Annotated in this window: 11 protein-coding genes; 9 read left to right on the top strand and 2 right to left on the bottom strand. The window is 61.9% G+C overall.

All coding sequences use genetic code 11. From position 1 onward, the window contains the following. The first annotated feature begins 22 nt into the window (after positions 1-22). The 5 genes from ATY80_RS04170 (at position 23) to ATY80_RS04150 (ending at position 5789) form a co-directional block, all read left to right on the top strand. Positions 23-1123, top strand: a complete 1101-nt coding sequence (locus tag ATY80_RS04170) for a class I SAM-dependent methyltransferase (protein WP_088691180.1) — start codon at positions 23-25, stop codon at positions 1121-1123. Continuing rightward, positions 1120-1980: an RNA methyltransferase gene (locus ATY80_RS04165; protein ID WP_088691179.1), complete on the top strand. Its 861-nt coding sequence runs from the start codon at positions 1120-1122 to the stop codon at positions 1978-1980. The genes ATY80_RS04170 and ATY80_RS04165 overlap by 4 nt, the downstream gene beginning before the upstream one ends. Then, the gene (lspA, locus tag ATY80_RS04160; protein WP_088691178.1) at positions 1977-2480 is read left to right on the top strand and encodes a signal peptidase II; all 504 of its coding nucleotides are present in this window, start codon (positions 1977-1979) and stop codon (positions 2478-2480) included. The genes ATY80_RS04165 and lspA overlap by 4 nt, the downstream gene beginning before the upstream one ends. 55 nt (positions 2481-2535) lie before the next feature. Then, a complete protein-coding gene (locus tag ATY80_RS04155; protein WP_088691177.1) occupies positions 2536-4803 on the top strand; it encodes an ATP-binding protein in 2268 nt (755 codons plus the stop codon). 110 nt (positions 4804-4913) lie between these two features. Next, positions 4914-5789, top strand: a complete 876-nt coding sequence (locus ATY80_RS04150; RefSeq protein ID WP_088691176.1) for a GNAT family N-acetyltransferase — start codon at positions 4914-4916, stop codon at positions 5787-5789. A gap of 55 nt (positions 5790-5844) precedes the next feature. On the opposite strand, the gene ATY80_RS04145 is transcribed toward ATY80_RS04150, so the two are convergent. Further along, positions 5845-8127: an NADP-dependent malic enzyme gene (locus ATY80_RS04145; RefSeq protein ID WP_088691175.1), complete on the bottom strand. Its 2283-nt coding sequence runs from the start codon at positions 8125-8127 to the stop codon at positions 5845-5847. Positions 8128-8238: 111 nt separating this feature from the next. On the opposite strand from ATY80_RS04145, the gene mutS reads away from it, so the two are divergent. The 4 genes from mutS (at position 8239) to murJ (ending at position 15856) form a co-directional block, all read left to right on the top strand. Then, positions 8239-10971: a DNA mismatch repair protein MutS gene (gene mutS, locus ATY80_RS04140; RefSeq protein WP_088691174.1), complete on the top strand. Its 2733-nt coding sequence runs from the start codon at positions 8239-8241 to the stop codon at positions 10969-10971. Between the two features lie 3 nt (positions 10972-10974). Further along, a complete protein-coding gene (locus tag ATY80_RS04135; RefSeq protein ID WP_088691173.1) occupies positions 10975-11250 on the top strand; it encodes a hypothetical protein in 276 nt (91 codons plus the stop codon). Positions 11251-11355: 105 nt separating this feature from the next. Further along, complete coding sequence (locus ATY80_RS04130) at positions 11356-14265, top strand: [protein-PII] uridylyltransferase (RefSeq protein ID WP_088691172.1); 2910 nt, start codon at positions 11356-11358, stop codon at positions 14263-14265. 10 nt (positions 14266-14275) lie between these two features. Beyond that, positions 14276-15856 (top strand): murein biosynthesis integral membrane protein MurJ, encoded by a 1581-nt coding sequence (gene murJ, locus ATY80_RS04125; protein ID WP_088691171.1) that lies wholly within the window; start codon positions 14276-14278, stop codon positions 15854-15856. A 17-nt stretch (positions 15857-15873) separates the two neighbouring features. Here the strand turns inward: murJ and ATY80_RS04120 are convergent, their stop codons facing one another. Further along, complete coding sequence (locus tag ATY80_RS04120) at positions 15874-16299, bottom strand: D-Ala-D-Ala carboxypeptidase family metallohydrolase (protein ID WP_088691170.1); 426 nt, start codon at positions 16297-16299, stop codon at positions 15874-15876. Positions 16300-16639: the final 340 nt, after the last annotated feature.

Genomic DNA, 16639 nt, shown 5'->3' with positions numbered 1-16639 from the left:
TTGAAGCACGCGGAAAATCACGTTGAGACAGAAAGAACGCCGGCCAGGCCAGAAATCCGCCGCCGGCCCCTCCGGCGGACGCCGCGCCGACGATCGCAGCCCGCGCCCGACAAAGCCCGCTGCAAAGCCTGCGCCGGCTCGCGAGAAGGCCCGCGAACCGGCGTCTGTGCCGACGGCGGTTGAGCGGCAGTTGATGGTGCGCACCGGAGAACGTCCGGCTGAGCGCATTCCCGTCATTCTCGAATCCCTTGGCGCGGGTGACTTCCATCTGATCGACAGCGGCAATGGCGAGAAGCTTGAACAATACGGCCCTTACCGGATCGTGCGCCCCGAAGGCCAGGCGCTGTGGCAGCCATCTCTGCCAAAGCAGGTCTGGGAAAAGGTCGACGCCGTCTTCACCGGCGATACCGACGAGGAAGGCACAGGGCGCTGGCGCTTTCCCAAGGAGGCACTCGGCGAGACCTGGCCGCTCAACCTGCTCGGCGTGGATTTCCTTGGCCGTTTTACCTCCTTCCGGCATGTCGGCGTCTTTCCCGAGCAGATCGTCCACTGGACCTGGATGAAGCAGCAGGTCGAGACCGCCGGGCGACCACTGAAGGTGCTGAACCTCTTCGGCTACACCGGCGTCGCCTCTCTCGTCGCGGCAGCGGCAGGCGCAGAGGTTACGCATGTCGATGCGTCGAAAAAGGCGATCGGCTGGGCGCGCGAAAACCAGGCCCTGAGCCGGCTGGAGAAGGCGCCGATTCGCTGGATCTGCGAAGATGCGATGAAGTTCATCCAGCGCGAGGAACGCCGCGGCAACAAATACGACATCATCCTCACAGATCCGCCGAAATTCGGCCGTGGGCCGAATGGCGAGGTCTGGCATCTCTTCGAGCATCTGCCTGTCATGCTCGACATCTGTCGCGAGATCCTCTCGCCGAAGGCAGTCGGGCTGGTGCTAACAGCCTATTCGATCCGCGCCAGCTTCTATTCGATCCATGAGCTGATGCGCGAGACGATGCGCGGCGCCGGCGGTGTCGTCGAGTCAGGCGAGCTGGTCATTCGCGAGGCCGGGATGGACGGCAAGGCGCCTGGCCGCGCGCTCTCCACATCGCTCTTCTCCCGCTGGGTGCCGAAATGAGCCATGAACACAAGGGCCACGGCCCGCATAAGGTCGGGCACGTGAAAGAGGTCACCTCGCTCGCCAATCCCATCATCAAGGACATCAAGGCGCTCAGCGACAAGAAGACGCGTGAGCAGAGCGGCACCTTCATGGCCGAAGGGCTGAAGCTGGTGATCGATGCCATCGAGCTCGGCTGGACGATCCGCACGCTGGTTTACGCCAAGGCAGCCAAGGGCAAGCCGCTCGTCGAACAGATGGCGGCAAGGACCGTCGCCTCGGGTGGACTGGTGCTCGAGGTTAGCGAGAAAGTGCTTTCCTCGATCACCCGCCGCGACAATCCGCAGATGGTGGTCGGTATCTTCGAGAGCCGCTGGAGACCATTGCGCGAGATCCATCCGAAACAGGGTGAAACCTGGATTGCGCTCGACCGCGTCCGCGACCCTGGCAATCTCGGCACGATCATTCGCACGGCCGACGCTGCCGGCGCTTCCGGCGTCATCCTCGTCGGTGAGACGACCGATCCGTTCTCGCTCGAAACCGTGCGCGCCACCATGGGCTCGGTGTTTGCCGTTCCCGTTGCGCGCGCCACGGCGGACGAATTTATTGCCTGGAAGAACCGCGCCGGCGTTTCCGTCGTCGCCACGCATCTGGCCGGGTCAGTCGACTACCGGACGATTGACTACAAGAAGAAGCCAGTGGTCATCCTGATGGGCAACGAGCAATCCGGTCTGCCGGAGCATCTTGCCAAGGAAGCCGACGCGCTTGCCCGCATTCCGCAGCAGGGCCGCGCCGACTCGCTCAATCTGGCCGTCGCCAGCGCCGTCATGCTGTTTGAGGCACGCCGCCATCTCCTCTCACTCGACGAGGCCAAATGACCGAACAGACGCTAGAACGACCGACCCTGTTTGCCCGGCCGCTGCCGATCCTGATCTTCATCGTCATTGCCGTCGTGCTCGACCAGATCGTCAAGATCGTCGTCGACCACATGCTGCCGCTGCAGGAACCGGTGCACCTGATGCCGATGCTGGCGCTTTACCGGACCTACAATCTTGGCGTCGCCTTTTCGATGCTCGAGGGCATGGACGGCTGGTTCATCGTCGGCATGCGCCTGATCATCGTTGCTTTCGTCATCTGGCTCTGGCATCGCACCGGCAAGCAACGGACCTTTGCTCATCTCGGCTATGCGCTGATCATCGCCGGCGCGCTCGGCAACCTGATCGATCGCTTCCTCTACGGGCATGTGATCGACTACATCCTGTTTCATACCGAGACATGGTCGTTTGCCGTCTTCAACCTGGCTGACAGTTTCATCACGATCGGCGCGGGATGCGTGATTCTGGACGAGCTGATACAACCTAAAAACGCAAACCGCTAAAATCTTAGCGGTTTGCTGAAGGCATTTGGAACCGCCGCTATGCTATCACGGGACCATGCACGGTCTCGGTCAATTGCACGAAAGACTTGCCGCCGCGTTCCGGTGGCATACCGCTCATCGCAACGGCGAGCGGGTTTCGAATGCTGTTGCGCCCCAAACCGCGGTCGTTTCGCCATTCCAGCGTGATCGCGTCGGCCGCACGTTGCTGTCATGGTGGTTGGGCGGCCTTGGCGTTGTTGCCGGCTCTGTCCTTGTTGCCATGGCCGAGGCGGGCAACCCGCTGTTACTGTCGATCGGCCTGGGCTTTGCCGCATTGTCTTTTGTCGTCCTTCTCGCAGTCCTTTCAACCGCGAGGCAGAGCCCCGCGCGGAAGCATCAGAGCGGCGTCTCATCCGCATGGAGCCAGGGGGCAGCTCTCTTCGCCGATATCCATGATGCGCTTGGCGACATTACTGTCACCCGCAACATGGACCGGCGTATCGTCGGCGCCAACGAGGTATTTCGTCGGCTGACCGGCAGGCTCAATCCGGAGGGACTGACTTGTGAGGAGATCGGGATTGCCTTTCGTCCCGGCCCTGCACCGCATCGCTTCGAAGTGGAGATCTCGACGCCCGAAGGTCAGCGTATCTACTTCTGGCGTGACGTCGTTACCCGCGATCCTGGCGATGGACGATTGTTGCTGCAGAGCATCGCCCGCGACGTCACCGAAGAGCGGCTGACGGCACAGGCTCGCGAGGAGGCTCGGCAAAAGGCCGAGTATAACAGCGCGGCCAAGTCACGCCTGCTTGCCACAGTCAGCCATGAAATCCGCACGCCGCTTTCCGGCATCCTCGGCATGACGCATCTCTTGACCGAAACCCGACAGACGCAGGAACAGCAGAATTATCTCACCGGCATCCGCCAATCCGGCTATGCATTGACACAGCTGGTCGAGGACCTGCTCGACTTTTCGACCATCGAGGTCGGTCGCTTTCAGCTGCGGCCGCGGGCCGAATCGCTGCGAAAGCTTCTTGAGAGCGTCGTCGAAATGCTCTCCCACCGTGCCCATGACAAGGGTATCGAGATCGGTGCCACTGTTTCCTCCAACCTGCCTGAACTGATGAGCTTCGATCCTGCGCGCCTGCGTCAGGTGCTGTTCAACGTGATCGGCAACGCCGTGAAATTCACCCAGGCAGGCGGTGTTTTCGTGCGAGCCTCGCTGGAGGCCAGCGACGTCCTGATCAGCGTCAACGATACCGGTCCGGGTATGACTCGGGAAGAACAGAACCGCGTCTTCGGTGAGTTCGAGCAAGGCGGAACGCCGATCGAAAGGAGTGCTGGGACGGGCCTAGGTCTGTCCATCTCCGCGCGTATCATGCGTGAGTTCGGCGGTTCCCTTGCGGTCGCCAGCGAAAAAGGAACAGGTAGCGAATTCATCATTCGGTTTCCGATCGACATACCGGAGGAAAGCCGCGGCAGCCGCAATGGCGTGCTTGCCGGCAGCCTCGTGCTGCTGCTGGCTCCTGCCGGCGCGGCGCGCATGGCGATATCGGAGACGATCGCAACACTCGGCGGCGATTGCCATCTGGTCACAGATGGCGCAAGCGCACACGAGATGCTGCTCGCCATGGCCGCAAGCGGCCGCCGCCCAACCGACATTATCGTCGATCACCGCATGTCGGCGGAGTTTGCCGACCACCTCGCCGACCGGGCCGAGATCGCGGCATTGGGCCTGCGCAAGACCTTTCTGGTCAACCCCGAGGAGCGCAACGCCCACCCGCTCGACCTGTTCGACGCCTGGCTGATACGGCCGCTGCGCGAGCAGTCGCTGATCGACGTTCTGCGTGGACGGATGCGCGGCATGGAGAAGCGCGATGCGCTGAACGACAACCAGCCCGGGTTTAGCGTTGCCATCCCTGACGCCGGAATCCAGAGCGGGCTGCGGATCCTGCTGGCGGAAGACGATCCGATCAACGCGATGCTCATTCGCGCGATGCTCGAAAAAGCCGGCCACACCGTCGAGCATGTCGAACATTTCGAAACGCTCCTCGACCGTGCGCTGTCTGAGGGAAGCGTGCGCCCCGATATCGTCATCAGCGACCTTTCCATGCCCGGGGGCGACGGCATCGATATGCTTGGCCGGCTACGCGGCCATGAACGGCGGCTCGATGTTCCACCCGTCCCGATCATCGTACTGACGGCCGACAAGCGCGACGAATCCCGTAGACAAGTCTTGCTGAATGGTGCAAACCGCGTCATGGTAAAGCCGGTTGACCCGATAAGGTTGCTGACGGAAGTCCAAGCTGTTGCTGCGCTTTCGGCCCGCCGCGCGGAGGCGCGGTAGCCATCAAACAACCGGCACGCTTCTTGCGTGTAACCGGGTATATGATGTCACTTTCCTGTCGCATATAAGTGTTTTATGGCGTGTCAAAAGCCGGCAACGGGAGAATCGCCATGTCAGTAGACGCCCTCAACTGTGACGTCGTCGCCGAGGTTCATCGGCCGTCGAGCACGCTTGCGCCAAAGGACGGCGATATCCTCGGCCGCATCGGCAATCTCGAGACCCGGCTTGCCCGCACAGCCAGCGAGATCGATGCCGCCCAGGCTGTTCGCTTCCGGGTTTTCGTCGAAGAAATGGGTGCGCAGCTTTCACCGGAAGCCATGCGCCGCAAACGTGATTTCGATTCCTACGACGCATTCTGCGACCACCTCCTGGTGCTCGATCGCTCGATCGAGGGCGACAGCGAGGATCAGATCGTCGGCACCTATCGCCTGCTGCGACAGGAAGTCGCGATGGCGAATGGTGGCTTTTACTCGGCTTCGGAATTCGCGATCGACGAACTCATTGCCCGCCATCCGGATAAGCGGTTCATGGAGCTCGGTCGCTCGTGCGTGCTGCCCGACTACCGCACCAAGCGCACCGTCGAACTTTTGTGGCAGGGCAATTGGGCGTATGCGCTGAAGCATGGCATGAGCGCCATGTTCGGCTGCGCCTCCTTCCCCGGCATCCACCCGGAAAGCCACGCGCTAGCGCTGTCATTCCTGCATCATAACGTTGCCGCCAAGGATGAGTGGGCCGTTGCCGCCCTTCCGCACCTGGCACGCGACATGGATTTGATGCCGGTTGAAGCGATCAATCCGAAGCGAGCTTTGATGGCGTTGCCGCCGCTGATCAAGGGCTATCTCCGCCTTGGCGCCATGGTCGGCTCGACGGCCGTCGTCGACAAGGCCTTCAACACGACGGATGTTCTGATCGTTTTGCCGATCGCCAGCATTTCCGATCGCTACCTGAACTATTACGGCGCTGACGCTGGACGGTTCGCGAGCTGATTTTTTCCACCGATGGAAGGATGGAGCGGGAGGACACCTCCCGCTCATTTCCATTTCATGATCCGGCGTAGGCGGCGATTGCGGCCATGTTGACGATGTCGGAATCCTTCGCGCCCATCGAAGTGATCTGAACCGCCTTGTCGAGGCCGACGAGGATCGGGCCGATAACCGTCGAACCGCCGAGCTCCTGCAGCATCTTCGTTGAGATCGAGGCCGAGTGGAAGGCCGGCATGACCAGGACGTTCGCCGGTCCCGACAGGCGGCAGAACGGATACTGCTCCATCACCTTGCGGTTCAGTGCCACGTCGGCCGCCATCTCGCCGTCATACTCGAAATCGACGCGGCGCTTGTCGAGGATCTTTACGGCTTCGCGCACGCGTTCGGAGCGCTCGCCCGAGGGATGGCCGAAGGTTGAATAGGCAAGCATGGCAACACGCGGTTGATAACCCATGCGGCGCGCGAAACCCGCAGCTTCGACGGCGATATCGGCGAGCTCGGCGGCCGATGGCATATCGTGGACGGCGGTATCGGCGACAAAGACGGTGCGGCCGCGGCAGAGCGCAACCGAAACGCCGATTACCTGATGCCCCGGCTTCATGTCGATGCAGCGGCGCACATCTTCGAGCGCCGTTGAATAGTTGCGAGTGATGCCCGTCACCATCCCGTCGGCGTCGCCAAGCGCCACCATGCAGGCAGCGAAGTGGTTGCGGTCCTGATGGATCAGGCGCTGGGCATCGCGGTGCAGGTAACCTTTGCGCTGCAGGCGCGCATAGAGGTAGTCGATATAGGTCTCGACGCGGGTGGAAATGCGTGCGTTGACGATTTCCAGTCCCGGCCGATTGAGATCGATGCCGGCGCGCTCGGCGGTCGCACGAATCAGGTCTTCGCGGCCGAGAAGGATCGCCGTGCCGAGCTGCTGGTTGGCGTAGGACATTGCCGCACGCATGACCTGCTCTTCTTCGGCTTCGGCAAAGACCACCCGCTTCGGGCGGCGGCGAACGCGTTCGTAGAGGCTCGCCAGCGTCGAGGCGATGGGATCTCGGCGGCCGGAAAGTTCGCGGGCATAGGCAGCCATGTCGGCGATCGGTTTGCGGGCGACGCCGCTGTCAATCGCAGCCTGCGCTACGGCAACCGGGATTGCAGAGATCAGGCGCGGATCGAACGGTACCGGAATGATATATTGCGCGCCGAAGCGCGGACGGTTGCCCTGGTAGGCGGCAACGACGTCATCAGGCACGTCCTCGCGGGCCAGGTTTGCCAGCGCCTGGACTGCAGCGATCTTCATGGCGTCATTGATGGTGGTGGCTCGAACATCCAGCGCGCCGCGGAAGATATAGGGAAAACCGAGAACGTTGTTGACCTGGTTCGGATAGTCGGATCGGCCCGTTGCCATAATGGCGTCGTCGCGGATGCGGGCGACTTCTTCCGGCGTGATCTCAGGATCGGGATTGGCCATCGCAAAGATGATCGGTCGGTCGGCCATCGAGCGGATCATTTTTTCCGAGAAGGCGCCCTTCTGCGAGAGGCCAAGGACCACGTCCGCGCCCTTCATGGCTTCCTCGAGCGTGCGCGCCTTGGTCTTGACCGCATGCGCCGACTTCCACTGGTTCATGCCTTCGATGCGGCCCTGGTAGATAACACCCTTGGTATCGCAAAGGACGATATTCTCGGGCGCGAAGCCCATTGCCTTGATGAGTTCGACGCAGGCGATCGCTGCTGCGCCTGCACCATTGCAGACGAGTTTCGTCGTCTTCAGGTGGCGGCCGGTCAGTTCCAGCGCATTGATGAGACCGGCGGCAGCAATGATCGCCGTGCCGTGCTGGTCGTCATGGAAAACCGGAATGTCCATCAGCTCGCGCAAGCGCTGCTCGATGATGAAGCAGTCCGGCGCCTTGATATCCTCAAGATTGATGCCGCCAAAGGAAGGACCGAGGAAGCGGACGCAGTTGATGAATTCATCGACGTTTTCGGTATCGACTTCGAGATCGATGGAATCGACGTCGGCGAAGCGCTTGAAGAGCACCGACTTGCCCTCCATGACAGGCTTGGAGGCCAATGCGCCGAGATTGCCGAGACCAAGGATCGCCGTGCCATTGGAGATGACCGCGACCATGTTGCCGCGTGTCGTATAATCATAGGCGGTAGCGGGATCGGCGGCGATTGCCTTCACCGGAACTGCAACGCCCGGCGAATAGGCGAGCGACAGATCGCGCTGCGTCGCCATCGGCTTCGTGGCGTTGATCTCCAGCTTTCCGGGCCGCCCCATGGCGTGGAACTCAAGAGCCTCGTTGTCGGTCACTGATGTAACCGGCCGCTGCTTCTTCTCGGTATCGGGCATTTTTCCTCCAACGTCTTGTGGGTGACGCCTTGCTCTTCCTCAATCGCGGTTGTCATCTATAGCTGTGGGCAGCTAGGGTTGGCACCTCTTTTTTGGAAAAAATGCATCTCCGTGAACGAACGAATAGACACTGGAATAGAAGCCTTTTCGGCTGCCGAGTTGGCCACGGAAGAAAGCCGCGCCTCGGCGACACCGATGATGGAGCAATTCATCGAGATCAAGGCGAACAACCCTGACTCGCTGCTGTTCTATCGCATGGGCGATTTCTACGAACTGTTCTTCGAGGATGCGCTGGACGCTTCGCGCGCGCTCGGCATCACGCTGACCAAGCGCGGCCAGCATATGGGGCAGGATATTCCGATGTGCGGCGTGCCTGTTCATGCGGCCGACGACTATCTGCAGAAACTGATCGCGCTCGGCTTCCGGGTTGCCGTCTGCGAGCAGGTCGAGGACCCGGCAGAAGCCAAGAAGCGCGGCTCCAAGTCAGTCGTAAAGCGCGACGTCATCCGCCTGGTGACCCCGGGCACGATCACCGAGGAAAAGCTGCTTTCGCCATCGGAATCGAACTATCTGATGGCGCTTACCCGGATTCGCGGCAGCGCCGAACCGGTGCTGGCGCTTGCCTGGATCGACATTTCGACCGGGGTTTTCCGGCTGGCCGAGACCGAAAACTCGCGACTGCTTGCCGATATCCTGCGCATCGATCCGCGCGAACTGATCGTGCCGGATACGATCTTTCACGATCCTGACCTGAAACCTGTTTTCGACGTGCTCGGCCGCACCGCCGTTCCGCAGCCGGCCGTGCTCTTTGACAGCGCCACCGCCGAAGGGCGGATCGCACGCTATTTCAATGTCTCGACACTCGATGGCTTTGGCACCTTCTCGCGCGCCGAGCTTGCTGCGGCGGCGGCGGCCGTCGCCTATGTCGAGAAAACGCAGATCGCCGAACGCCCGCCACTCGGACGGCCGGAGCGTGAAAGCGGCGCCTCCACCCTGTTCATCGATCCGGCGACCCGCGCCAACCTCGAACTTGCCCGCACGCTGTCAGGCGACCGCAACGGCTCGCTGCTGAAGGCAATCGACCGCACCGTCACCGGTGGCGGAGCACGATTGCTCGCCGAACGGCTGATGTCGCCGCTGACCGATCCCGTCCGCATCAATGAGCGGCTGGATTCGATCGGCTTCCTGATGGAGGAGCCGTCGCTTTGCGGCGACTTGCGCCACCACCTCAAGCATGTGCCAGATATGCCGCGCGCGCTCTCGCGCCTGGCGCTCGACCGCGGCGGGCCACGCGACCTCGCCGCCATCCGCCAAGGTCTGAATGCCGCGGGCGATCTCGCCCGGCTGCTTGCTGAAGCGCTGCTGCCCGAAGAGCTGCAGCTTGCGCTTTCGAGCCTCCAGGCCCTCCCCTCCGGCCTCTCAGCACTGCTGTCCGAGACGCTTGGCGACGAGTTGCCGCTATTGAAGCGCGACGGCGGCTTCCTGCGGGACGGCGCCAATGCCGAACTCGACGAGGTCAGGGCGCTGCGTGATCAATCGCGTCGTGTCATTGCCGGCCTGCAGCTGCAATATGCCGAGGAAACCGGCATCAAATCGCTGAAGATCAAGCACAACAACATCCTCGGCTATTTCATCGAGGTCACTGCCGGCAATGCCGGACCGATGACCGACACGCCGGAGGCAAAAGGCCGCTTCATTCACCGCCAGACGATGGCGAACGCGATGCGGTTTACCACGACCGAGCTTGCCGACCTGGAAAGCCGGATCGCCAACGCCGCCGACAAGGCGCTTGCGATCGAACTGGCGGCCTTCGACCACATGACATCAGCCGTCGTCGCCGAGGCCGAGGCAATCAAGGCAGGCGCCCGCGCGCTCGCTGTCATCGACGTTGCCGCCGGCCTTGCGCTTCTGGCCGACGAACAGGCCTATTGCCGGCCGCTCGTCGATGGCTCGAAGATGTTTGCGATCGAAGGTGGACGCCACCCTGTCGTCGAGCAGGCGCTGCGGCGGCAATCTTCTGGCCCCTTCGTCGCCAACAACTGCGATCTCTCGCCGGTCTCCGACGGCAAGGATGGCGCGATCTGGCTGCTGACCGGCCCGAACATGGGCGGCAAATCGACCTTCCTGCGCCAAAACGCGCTGATTGCCATCCTCGCACAGATGGGTTCCTTCGTGCCGGCGATCTGCGCCCATATCGGCATCGTCGACCGGCTGTTCTCGCGTGTCGGTGCCTCCGACGATCTCGCACGCGGCCGCTCGACCTTCATGGTCGAGATGGTCGAAACGGCAGCGATCCTCAACCAGGCTACAGACCGCTCGCTCGTCATCCTCGACGAAATCGGTCGCGGCACCGCGACCTTCGATGGTCTCTCCATCGCTTGGGCAGCCGTCGAGCACCTGCATGAGGCGAACCGCTGCCGAGGCCTCTTCGCCACTCACTTCCATGAGCTGACGGTGCTTTCGGAAAAGCTTGCGCGGCTATCGAACGCCACGATGCGCGTAAAGGAATGGGACGGCGACGTGATCTTCCTGCACGAGGTCGGCCCCGGTGCTGCGGATCGCTCCTACGGCATCCAGGTCGCCCGGCTTGCCGGCCTGCCGGCCTCGGTGGTGGCGCGCGCCCGCGACGTGCTGACGCGTCTTGAAGATGCCGACCGCAAGAACCCGGCGAGCCAGCTCATCGACGATCTGCCGCTGTTCCAGGTGGCGGTGCGTCGCGACGACGCCAGCCGTGGCCCCTCGAAGGTGGAGGAAGCGCTGAAAGGCATGAGCCTCGACGACATGACCCCGCGCGAGGCAATGGATGCGCTCTACGACCTCAAGAAGAAGCTGAAGCAGGGCTGACCGATGTTCATGGACCGGCTGTTCAACGAAACCCAGAGGCTTGCGGCGATCTTCAGCGCGCTTGAAGCGCTACGGCTTGCGGACGAGCGCGGCACGCCGCGCAGCTGGGCCTCGCCCTTCGGCCTGCTGCAGATCATCCGCTGCTGCGCCAGGATTCTGGAACTATCGTCTTGCGTCGCCAAAGCCGGCTACCGCGAGTGCGACCAAGAGACGCTGGAAGAAATCGCCAGCGAGACACGTCACGTGCTCTATTCCGTGCAGGCACAGATCGCTGCCTGATTGCCTGATGCCCACGGTTTCACGCGCGACAACACCTTTTCGCCAAAATTAAGGGTTCTGCAGTAGGAAAGCCCGTGTCATCGGCGGGCAAAGAGGCTATAGCGCATGCAGACGAAACGAGAGGTGCAGCAGGAAGCGGCTGCGCCGCGTAAACAGGAAGCCGCCCCGCGCATGGCGACGACGAACGAAATCGATTTCTCCGATATCCTCGACACCGACTATCTCCTGAAGATGTGCGACGCCATGGCAGAGGCCAACAAGACGCGGCCCGACGTCATGCGATCGGATCTGCTGGCGACCCTCAAGAAGGCGAGCAGCGAAGGCCGGCAGAAGGCGCGCGAGCTGCTTTCGGCCGATGGCAGCGGCATCAATTGCGCCCGGCGGATTTCGTGGCTGCAGGACCAGATTACGACGGTTCTCTACGAGTTCGTCTGCGCCCATGTCTTCCCGAAACAGAAGGACAAGTTCGCCGTCACGGCCGTCGGCGGCTATGGCCGCGACACGCTGGCGCCGGGCTCCGACATCGACCTCCTGTTCCTGTTCCAGCCGAAGCCTGCCGAGGAAACGCACAAGGCGGTCGAATTCATGCTCTACGTCCTCTGGGACATGGGCTTCAAGGTCGGCCACGCGACACGCACGATTGAAGAATGCATCGCGCTGTCGAAATCAGACATGACCATCCGTACCGCGATCCTTGAAATGCGCTACATCTGCGGCCTGCGCTCGCTGGAGACGCAGCTTGAGACGCGTTTTGACAAGGAGATCGTCACCGGCACTGGGCCAGAATTCATCGCCGCCAAGCTTGCCGAGCGCGACGAGCGCCACCGCAAGGCCGGTGACACGCGCTATCTCGTTGAGCCCAACGTCAAGGAAGGCAAGGGCGGCCTGCGCGACCTGCATACGCTCTTCTGGATCTCGAAATACTACTACCATGTCCGCGACACGGCTGAGCTCGTGCCGCTGGGCGTTCTCTCGAAGCACGAATACCACGTCTTCCAGAAGGCCGACGACTTCCTCTGGGCGGTGCGCTGCCACATGCATTTCCTGACCGGAAAAGCCGAAGAGCGGCTGTCCTTCGATATCCAGCGCGAGATCGCCGAGGCGCTCGGATATCACTCGCGTCCCGGCCTTTCGGCCGTCGAGCGCTTCATGAAGCACTACTTCCTCGTCGCCAAGGACGTCGGCGACCTGACGCGCATTCTCTGCGCGGCGCTCGAGGACCAGCAGGCGAAATCGACGCCGGGTCTGACCGGCGTCATCAGCCGCTTTGCAAACCGCAGCCGCAAGATCGCCGGCAGCACCGAATTCGTCGAGGATCGCGGCCGTATCGCGCTCGCAAGCCCCGATGTATTCAAGAATGATCCGGTCAGTATCATCCGCCTGTTCCATGTCGCCGACATCAATGGGCTGGAATTCCATCCGGACGCACTGAAGCGCGTTACCCGCTCGCTCAGCCTGATCGACAACAATCTGCGCGAGAACGACGAGGCAAATCGCCTCTTCATGTCGATCCTGACCTCGAAGCGCGATCCGGCGCTGATCCTGCGGCGCATGAACGAGGCCGGCGTGCTCGGGCGCTTCGTCCCCGAGTTCGGCAAGATCGTCGCGATGATGCAGTTCAACATGTACCACCACTATACGGTGGACGAGCATCTGATCCGCACTGTCGAGGTGCTGTCGGAGATCGACAAGGGCAAGGCCGACGACCTGCACCCGCTCGCGAACAAGCTGATGCCCGGCATCGAAGACCGCGAGGCTCTCTATGTCGCCGTGCTGCTGCACGACATCGCCAAGGGCCGCCAGGAGGACCACTCGATTGCCGGCGCCCGCGTCGCTCGCAAGCTGTGCACCCGTTTCGGCCTGTCGCAGAAGCAGACCGAAATGGTCGTCTGGCTGATTGAAGAACATCTGGCGATGTCGATGGTCGCACAGACGCGCGATCTTACCGACCGCAAGACGATCACCGACTTTGCCGATGTGGTGCAATCACTCGACCGGTTGAAGATGTTGCTGATCCTGACGATCTGCGACATCCGCGCCGTCGGTCCCGGTGTCTGGAACGGCTGGAAGGGCCAGTTGCTGCGCACGCTCTATTATGAAACGGAACTGCTGCTTGCCGGCGGCTTCTCGGAGGTTTCGCGCAAGGAGCGCGCCAACTTCGCGGCCGAAGCGCTCTACAACGCGCTCTCCGACTGGAGCCAGAAGGACCGCAAGATCTACAGCAAGCTGCACTATCAGCCCTACCTGCTCTCCGTTCCCCTGGAAGACCAGGTCCGGCATGCAGGCTTTATCCGACAGGCGGACAAGGCCGGCCAGGCATTGGCGACGATGGTTCGCACCGACAGCTTCCACGCGATCACCGAGATCACCGTGTTGTCGCCTGACCATCCGCGCCTTCTGGCCGTCATCGCCGGCGCTTGTGCCGCGGCGGGCGCCAACATCGTCGACGCGCAGATCTTCACGACCTCGGACGGCCGTGCGCTTGATACGATCCATGTCAGCCGCGAGTTCAAGGACGATGCCGACGAGCTGCGCCGTGCCGGCACCATCGGGCGGATGATCGAGGACGTGCTTTCCGGCCGCAAGCGGCTGCCCGAAGTGATTGCGACGCGGACCAAGAACCGCAAGAAGAGCAAGGCCTTCGTCATCCCGCCGTCGGTCAACATCTCCAACAGCCTGTCAAACAAGTTCACCGTTATCGAGGTCGAATGCCTCGACCGACCGGGCCTGCTGTCGGAAATCACCGCGGTTCTTTCGGACCTGTCGCTCGACATTCAGTCGGCCCGCATCACCACTTTCGGCGAGAAGGTCATCGATACCTTCTACGTGACCGACCTCGTCGGCCAGAAAATCTCGGGCGACAGCAAGCGCTCGAACATCACCGCGCGCCTGAAGGCCGTGATGGCCGAGGAGCAGGACGAGCTGCGCGAGCGCATGCCCTCCGGCATCATCGCGCCGCCGACCACGGCCCGCGCCGCGACGCAGACAGAAAAGAAGGCGGATTCGTCCGCATGAGCCAAAACGTATGAGCCTCGTCAGAAAATTCGCCACCGTCGGCGGCGCCACGCTTGGCAGCCGTATCTTCGGATTCGCCCGTGAAACGCTGATGGCGGCAGCCCTCGGCACCGGTCCGATGGCCGACGTCTTCTATGCTGCCTTCCGCTTTCCAAACCTGTTCCGCCGGCTCTTTGCCGAAGGTGCGTTCAACGCCGCCTTCGTGCCGCTGTTTGCCAAGGAGATCGAGGCGAACGGCACGGATGGCGCCAAGCGCTTCTCCGAAGAGGTCTTCGGCGTGCTGTTTTCGGTGCTGCTGCTCATCTCCATCGTGATGGAGCTTTGCATGCCGCTGCTCGTGCGCTTCGTCATCGCGCCGGGCTTTGCCAACGATGCGGAGAAATTCTCGATCACCGTGCGCATGGCGGCGGTGATGTTCCCCTATCTAATGTGCATGTCGCTGACGGCGATGATGAGCGGGATGCTGAATTCGCTGCATCATTTCTTCGCGGCGGCCATAGCGCCGGTTTTCCTCAACGTGGTGATGATCGGGGCGCTGTTTTATGCGCTCTATACCGGCGCGGAACCGCTTCAGACCGCCTGGTATCTCTCCTGGGGCGTGCTGGTTGCGGGCATCCTGCAGCTCGTCGTCGTCTATGTCGGCGTCCTGCATGCCGGCATGAGCATCGGTTTTCGCTTTCCCCGCATCACGCCGAACGTCAAGCGCCTGCTGATCCTGGCGGTGCCTGCTGCCGTCACCGGCGGCATTACCCAGATCAATCAGATGATCGGCCAGGCAATTGCCTCCTCACGCGAAGGCGCGATCGCCGCACTTCAATATGCGGACCGCATCTACCAGCTGCCGCTCGGCGTCGTCGGCGTTGCTGTTGGCGTGGTGCTGCTGCCGGAACTGGCGCGGGCGCTGAAGGGCGGCAATCTGCGCGAGGCGGCGAACTTGCAGAACCGGTCGATGGAATTCGTGCTGTTCCTGACAATACCGGCCGCCTTTGCGCTCTGGATCCTCTCCGACGAGATCATCCGCGTTCTCTACGAACGCGGCGCCTTCCATCAGGAAAACACCGCGATCGTCGGCTCCATCCTCGCCGTTTATGGCGTCGGTCTCCCTGCCTTCGTGCTGATCAAGGCACTGCAACCGGGATTTTACGCGCGCGAAGACACCAAGACGCCGATGCGCTTTTCGGCGATTGCCGTTGGCGTCAACTGCGCGACGGCATTGACGCTCTTCCCGTTCCTCGGCGCTCCCGGCATTGCGGTTGCGGAAGCAACGGCCGGCTGGATCAGCACCGTCCTACTCTTCACGACGCTGCTCCGCCGCGGTCATCTGACGTGGGAATGGGCGCTGGCGCGACGCGCAGCATTGCTCGTCGTCTCCGCTGGTGTCATGGGCGGCGTAATAATGTACCTGCAGCACCGCTGGGAACCGTGGCTCGCCTCAACTGCGCATCTGACGACCAAGGTCGGCACGCTCGGTCTGCTGATCGTCATCGCCATGGCTGTCTACTTCGCGACCGCGTTCCTGATCGGCGGCGCAAGCCTCGGCATGATCCGGCGCAACCTGAACCGCAAGCCGGTCGCAAAGGTGGACGGTTAGCGGTCCGACGCAGCGCTTCAGCAGTAGGTCCATCGTCGTTTTGGACCTACGTCCACATGGACGATGCCGTTGCAATAGCGACCGATTCCGCCAATTCCCGGTGCCGATTCAGCGATAGCAATGATCGTGCGCTCCGATACGCCGGGGATCCGGATATCGGCGGCTGCGCAATAGCGATGCTGTGAATGTGATCGACCGTGCGACCGGAGCCCCGAGGTTACCATTGGACGGCGACCGGTCTTGGCGGCGATATAGGCAAGAACCTCGCGCAGTTGCGGCGGGAAGCAGTTCGCCTTGACGCTGACGGTCTGCAGAGAATAGGCGAGCGTTTCTTTATACTTGAGCGGCGGTATTGCAACTCTTCTGGCATTCTGGGCGTCGGCACTGTCGAAACACGACAGACAGAACAGGCCGGCGAGTGCGATGGAAAATGCGGACTGCATGGTTCCCTCCCCTCGAAATACACCGGGCGACCGGGGTAAGTTTCTGGCGGATGGAACGCTCTCCCTAAAAATGGCCTTTTTGTGAAATTGTTTACCTTACGCAACGGAAGAATGCCGTAATTTACGGCTAATTGATGAATTAGGGATACCTAAAAATAGGTATAAATTTCCCTTCACGTAAATTTGTGAGAAATACTCACAGAAAAAATCTGTCACCAAATTTCCCCGCTCGGTGAGCTCCTCCTACAATAAAATCGCCCCGTCGCGAATACACCGCAAGGCGTTGCGGCGAGGCGGGACCGGCGCCGGGTGCGGAAGAAGGACGTGAGCTTCCGCATCA

It is taken from the genome of Rhizobium sp. R711, assembly GCF_002211365.1.
In the GTDB taxonomy this organism is placed as follows: Bacteria; Pseudomonadota; Alphaproteobacteria; order Rhizobiales; family Rhizobiaceae; genus Rhizobium.
Note: the sequence above shows the minus strand (reverse complement) of the source record. Positions and strands in the feature narration are given on the sequence as shown.

Coding starts and splice junctions, on each gene's coding strand:
- ATY80_RS04145 (WP_088691175.1), bottom strand. CDS start 8,127: ATGCCCGATACCGAGAAGAAGCAGCGGCCGGTTACATCAGTGACCGAC.
- ATY80_RS04150 (WP_088691176.1), top strand. CDS start 4,914: ATGTCAGTAGACGCCCTCAACTGTGACGTCGTCGCCGAGGTTCATCGG.
- ATY80_RS04120 (WP_088691170.1), bottom strand. CDS start 16,299: ATGCAGTCCGCATTTTCCATCGCACTCGCCGGCCTGTTCTGTCTGTCG.
- murJ (WP_088691171.1), top strand. CDS start 14,276: ATGAGCCTCGTCAGAAAATTCGCCACCGTCGGCGGCGCCACGCTTGGC.
- ATY80_RS04165 (WP_088691179.1), top strand. CDS start 1,120: ATGAGCCATGAACACAAGGGCCACGGCCCGCATAAGGTCGGGCACGTG.
- ATY80_RS04155 (WP_088691177.1), top strand. CDS start 2,536: ATGCACGGTCTCGGTCAATTGCACGAAAGACTTGCCGCCGCGTTCCGG.
- lspA (WP_088691178.1), top strand. CDS start 1,977: ATGACCGAACAGACGCTAGAACGACCGACCCTGTTTGCCCGGCCGCTG.
- ATY80_RS04135 (WP_088691173.1), top strand. CDS start 10,975: ATGTTCATGGACCGGCTGTTCAACGAAACCCAGAGGCTTGCGGCGATC.
- ATY80_RS04130 (WP_088691172.1), top strand. CDS start 11,356: ATGCAGACGAAACGAGAGGTGCAGCAGGAAGCGGCTGCGCCGCGTAAA.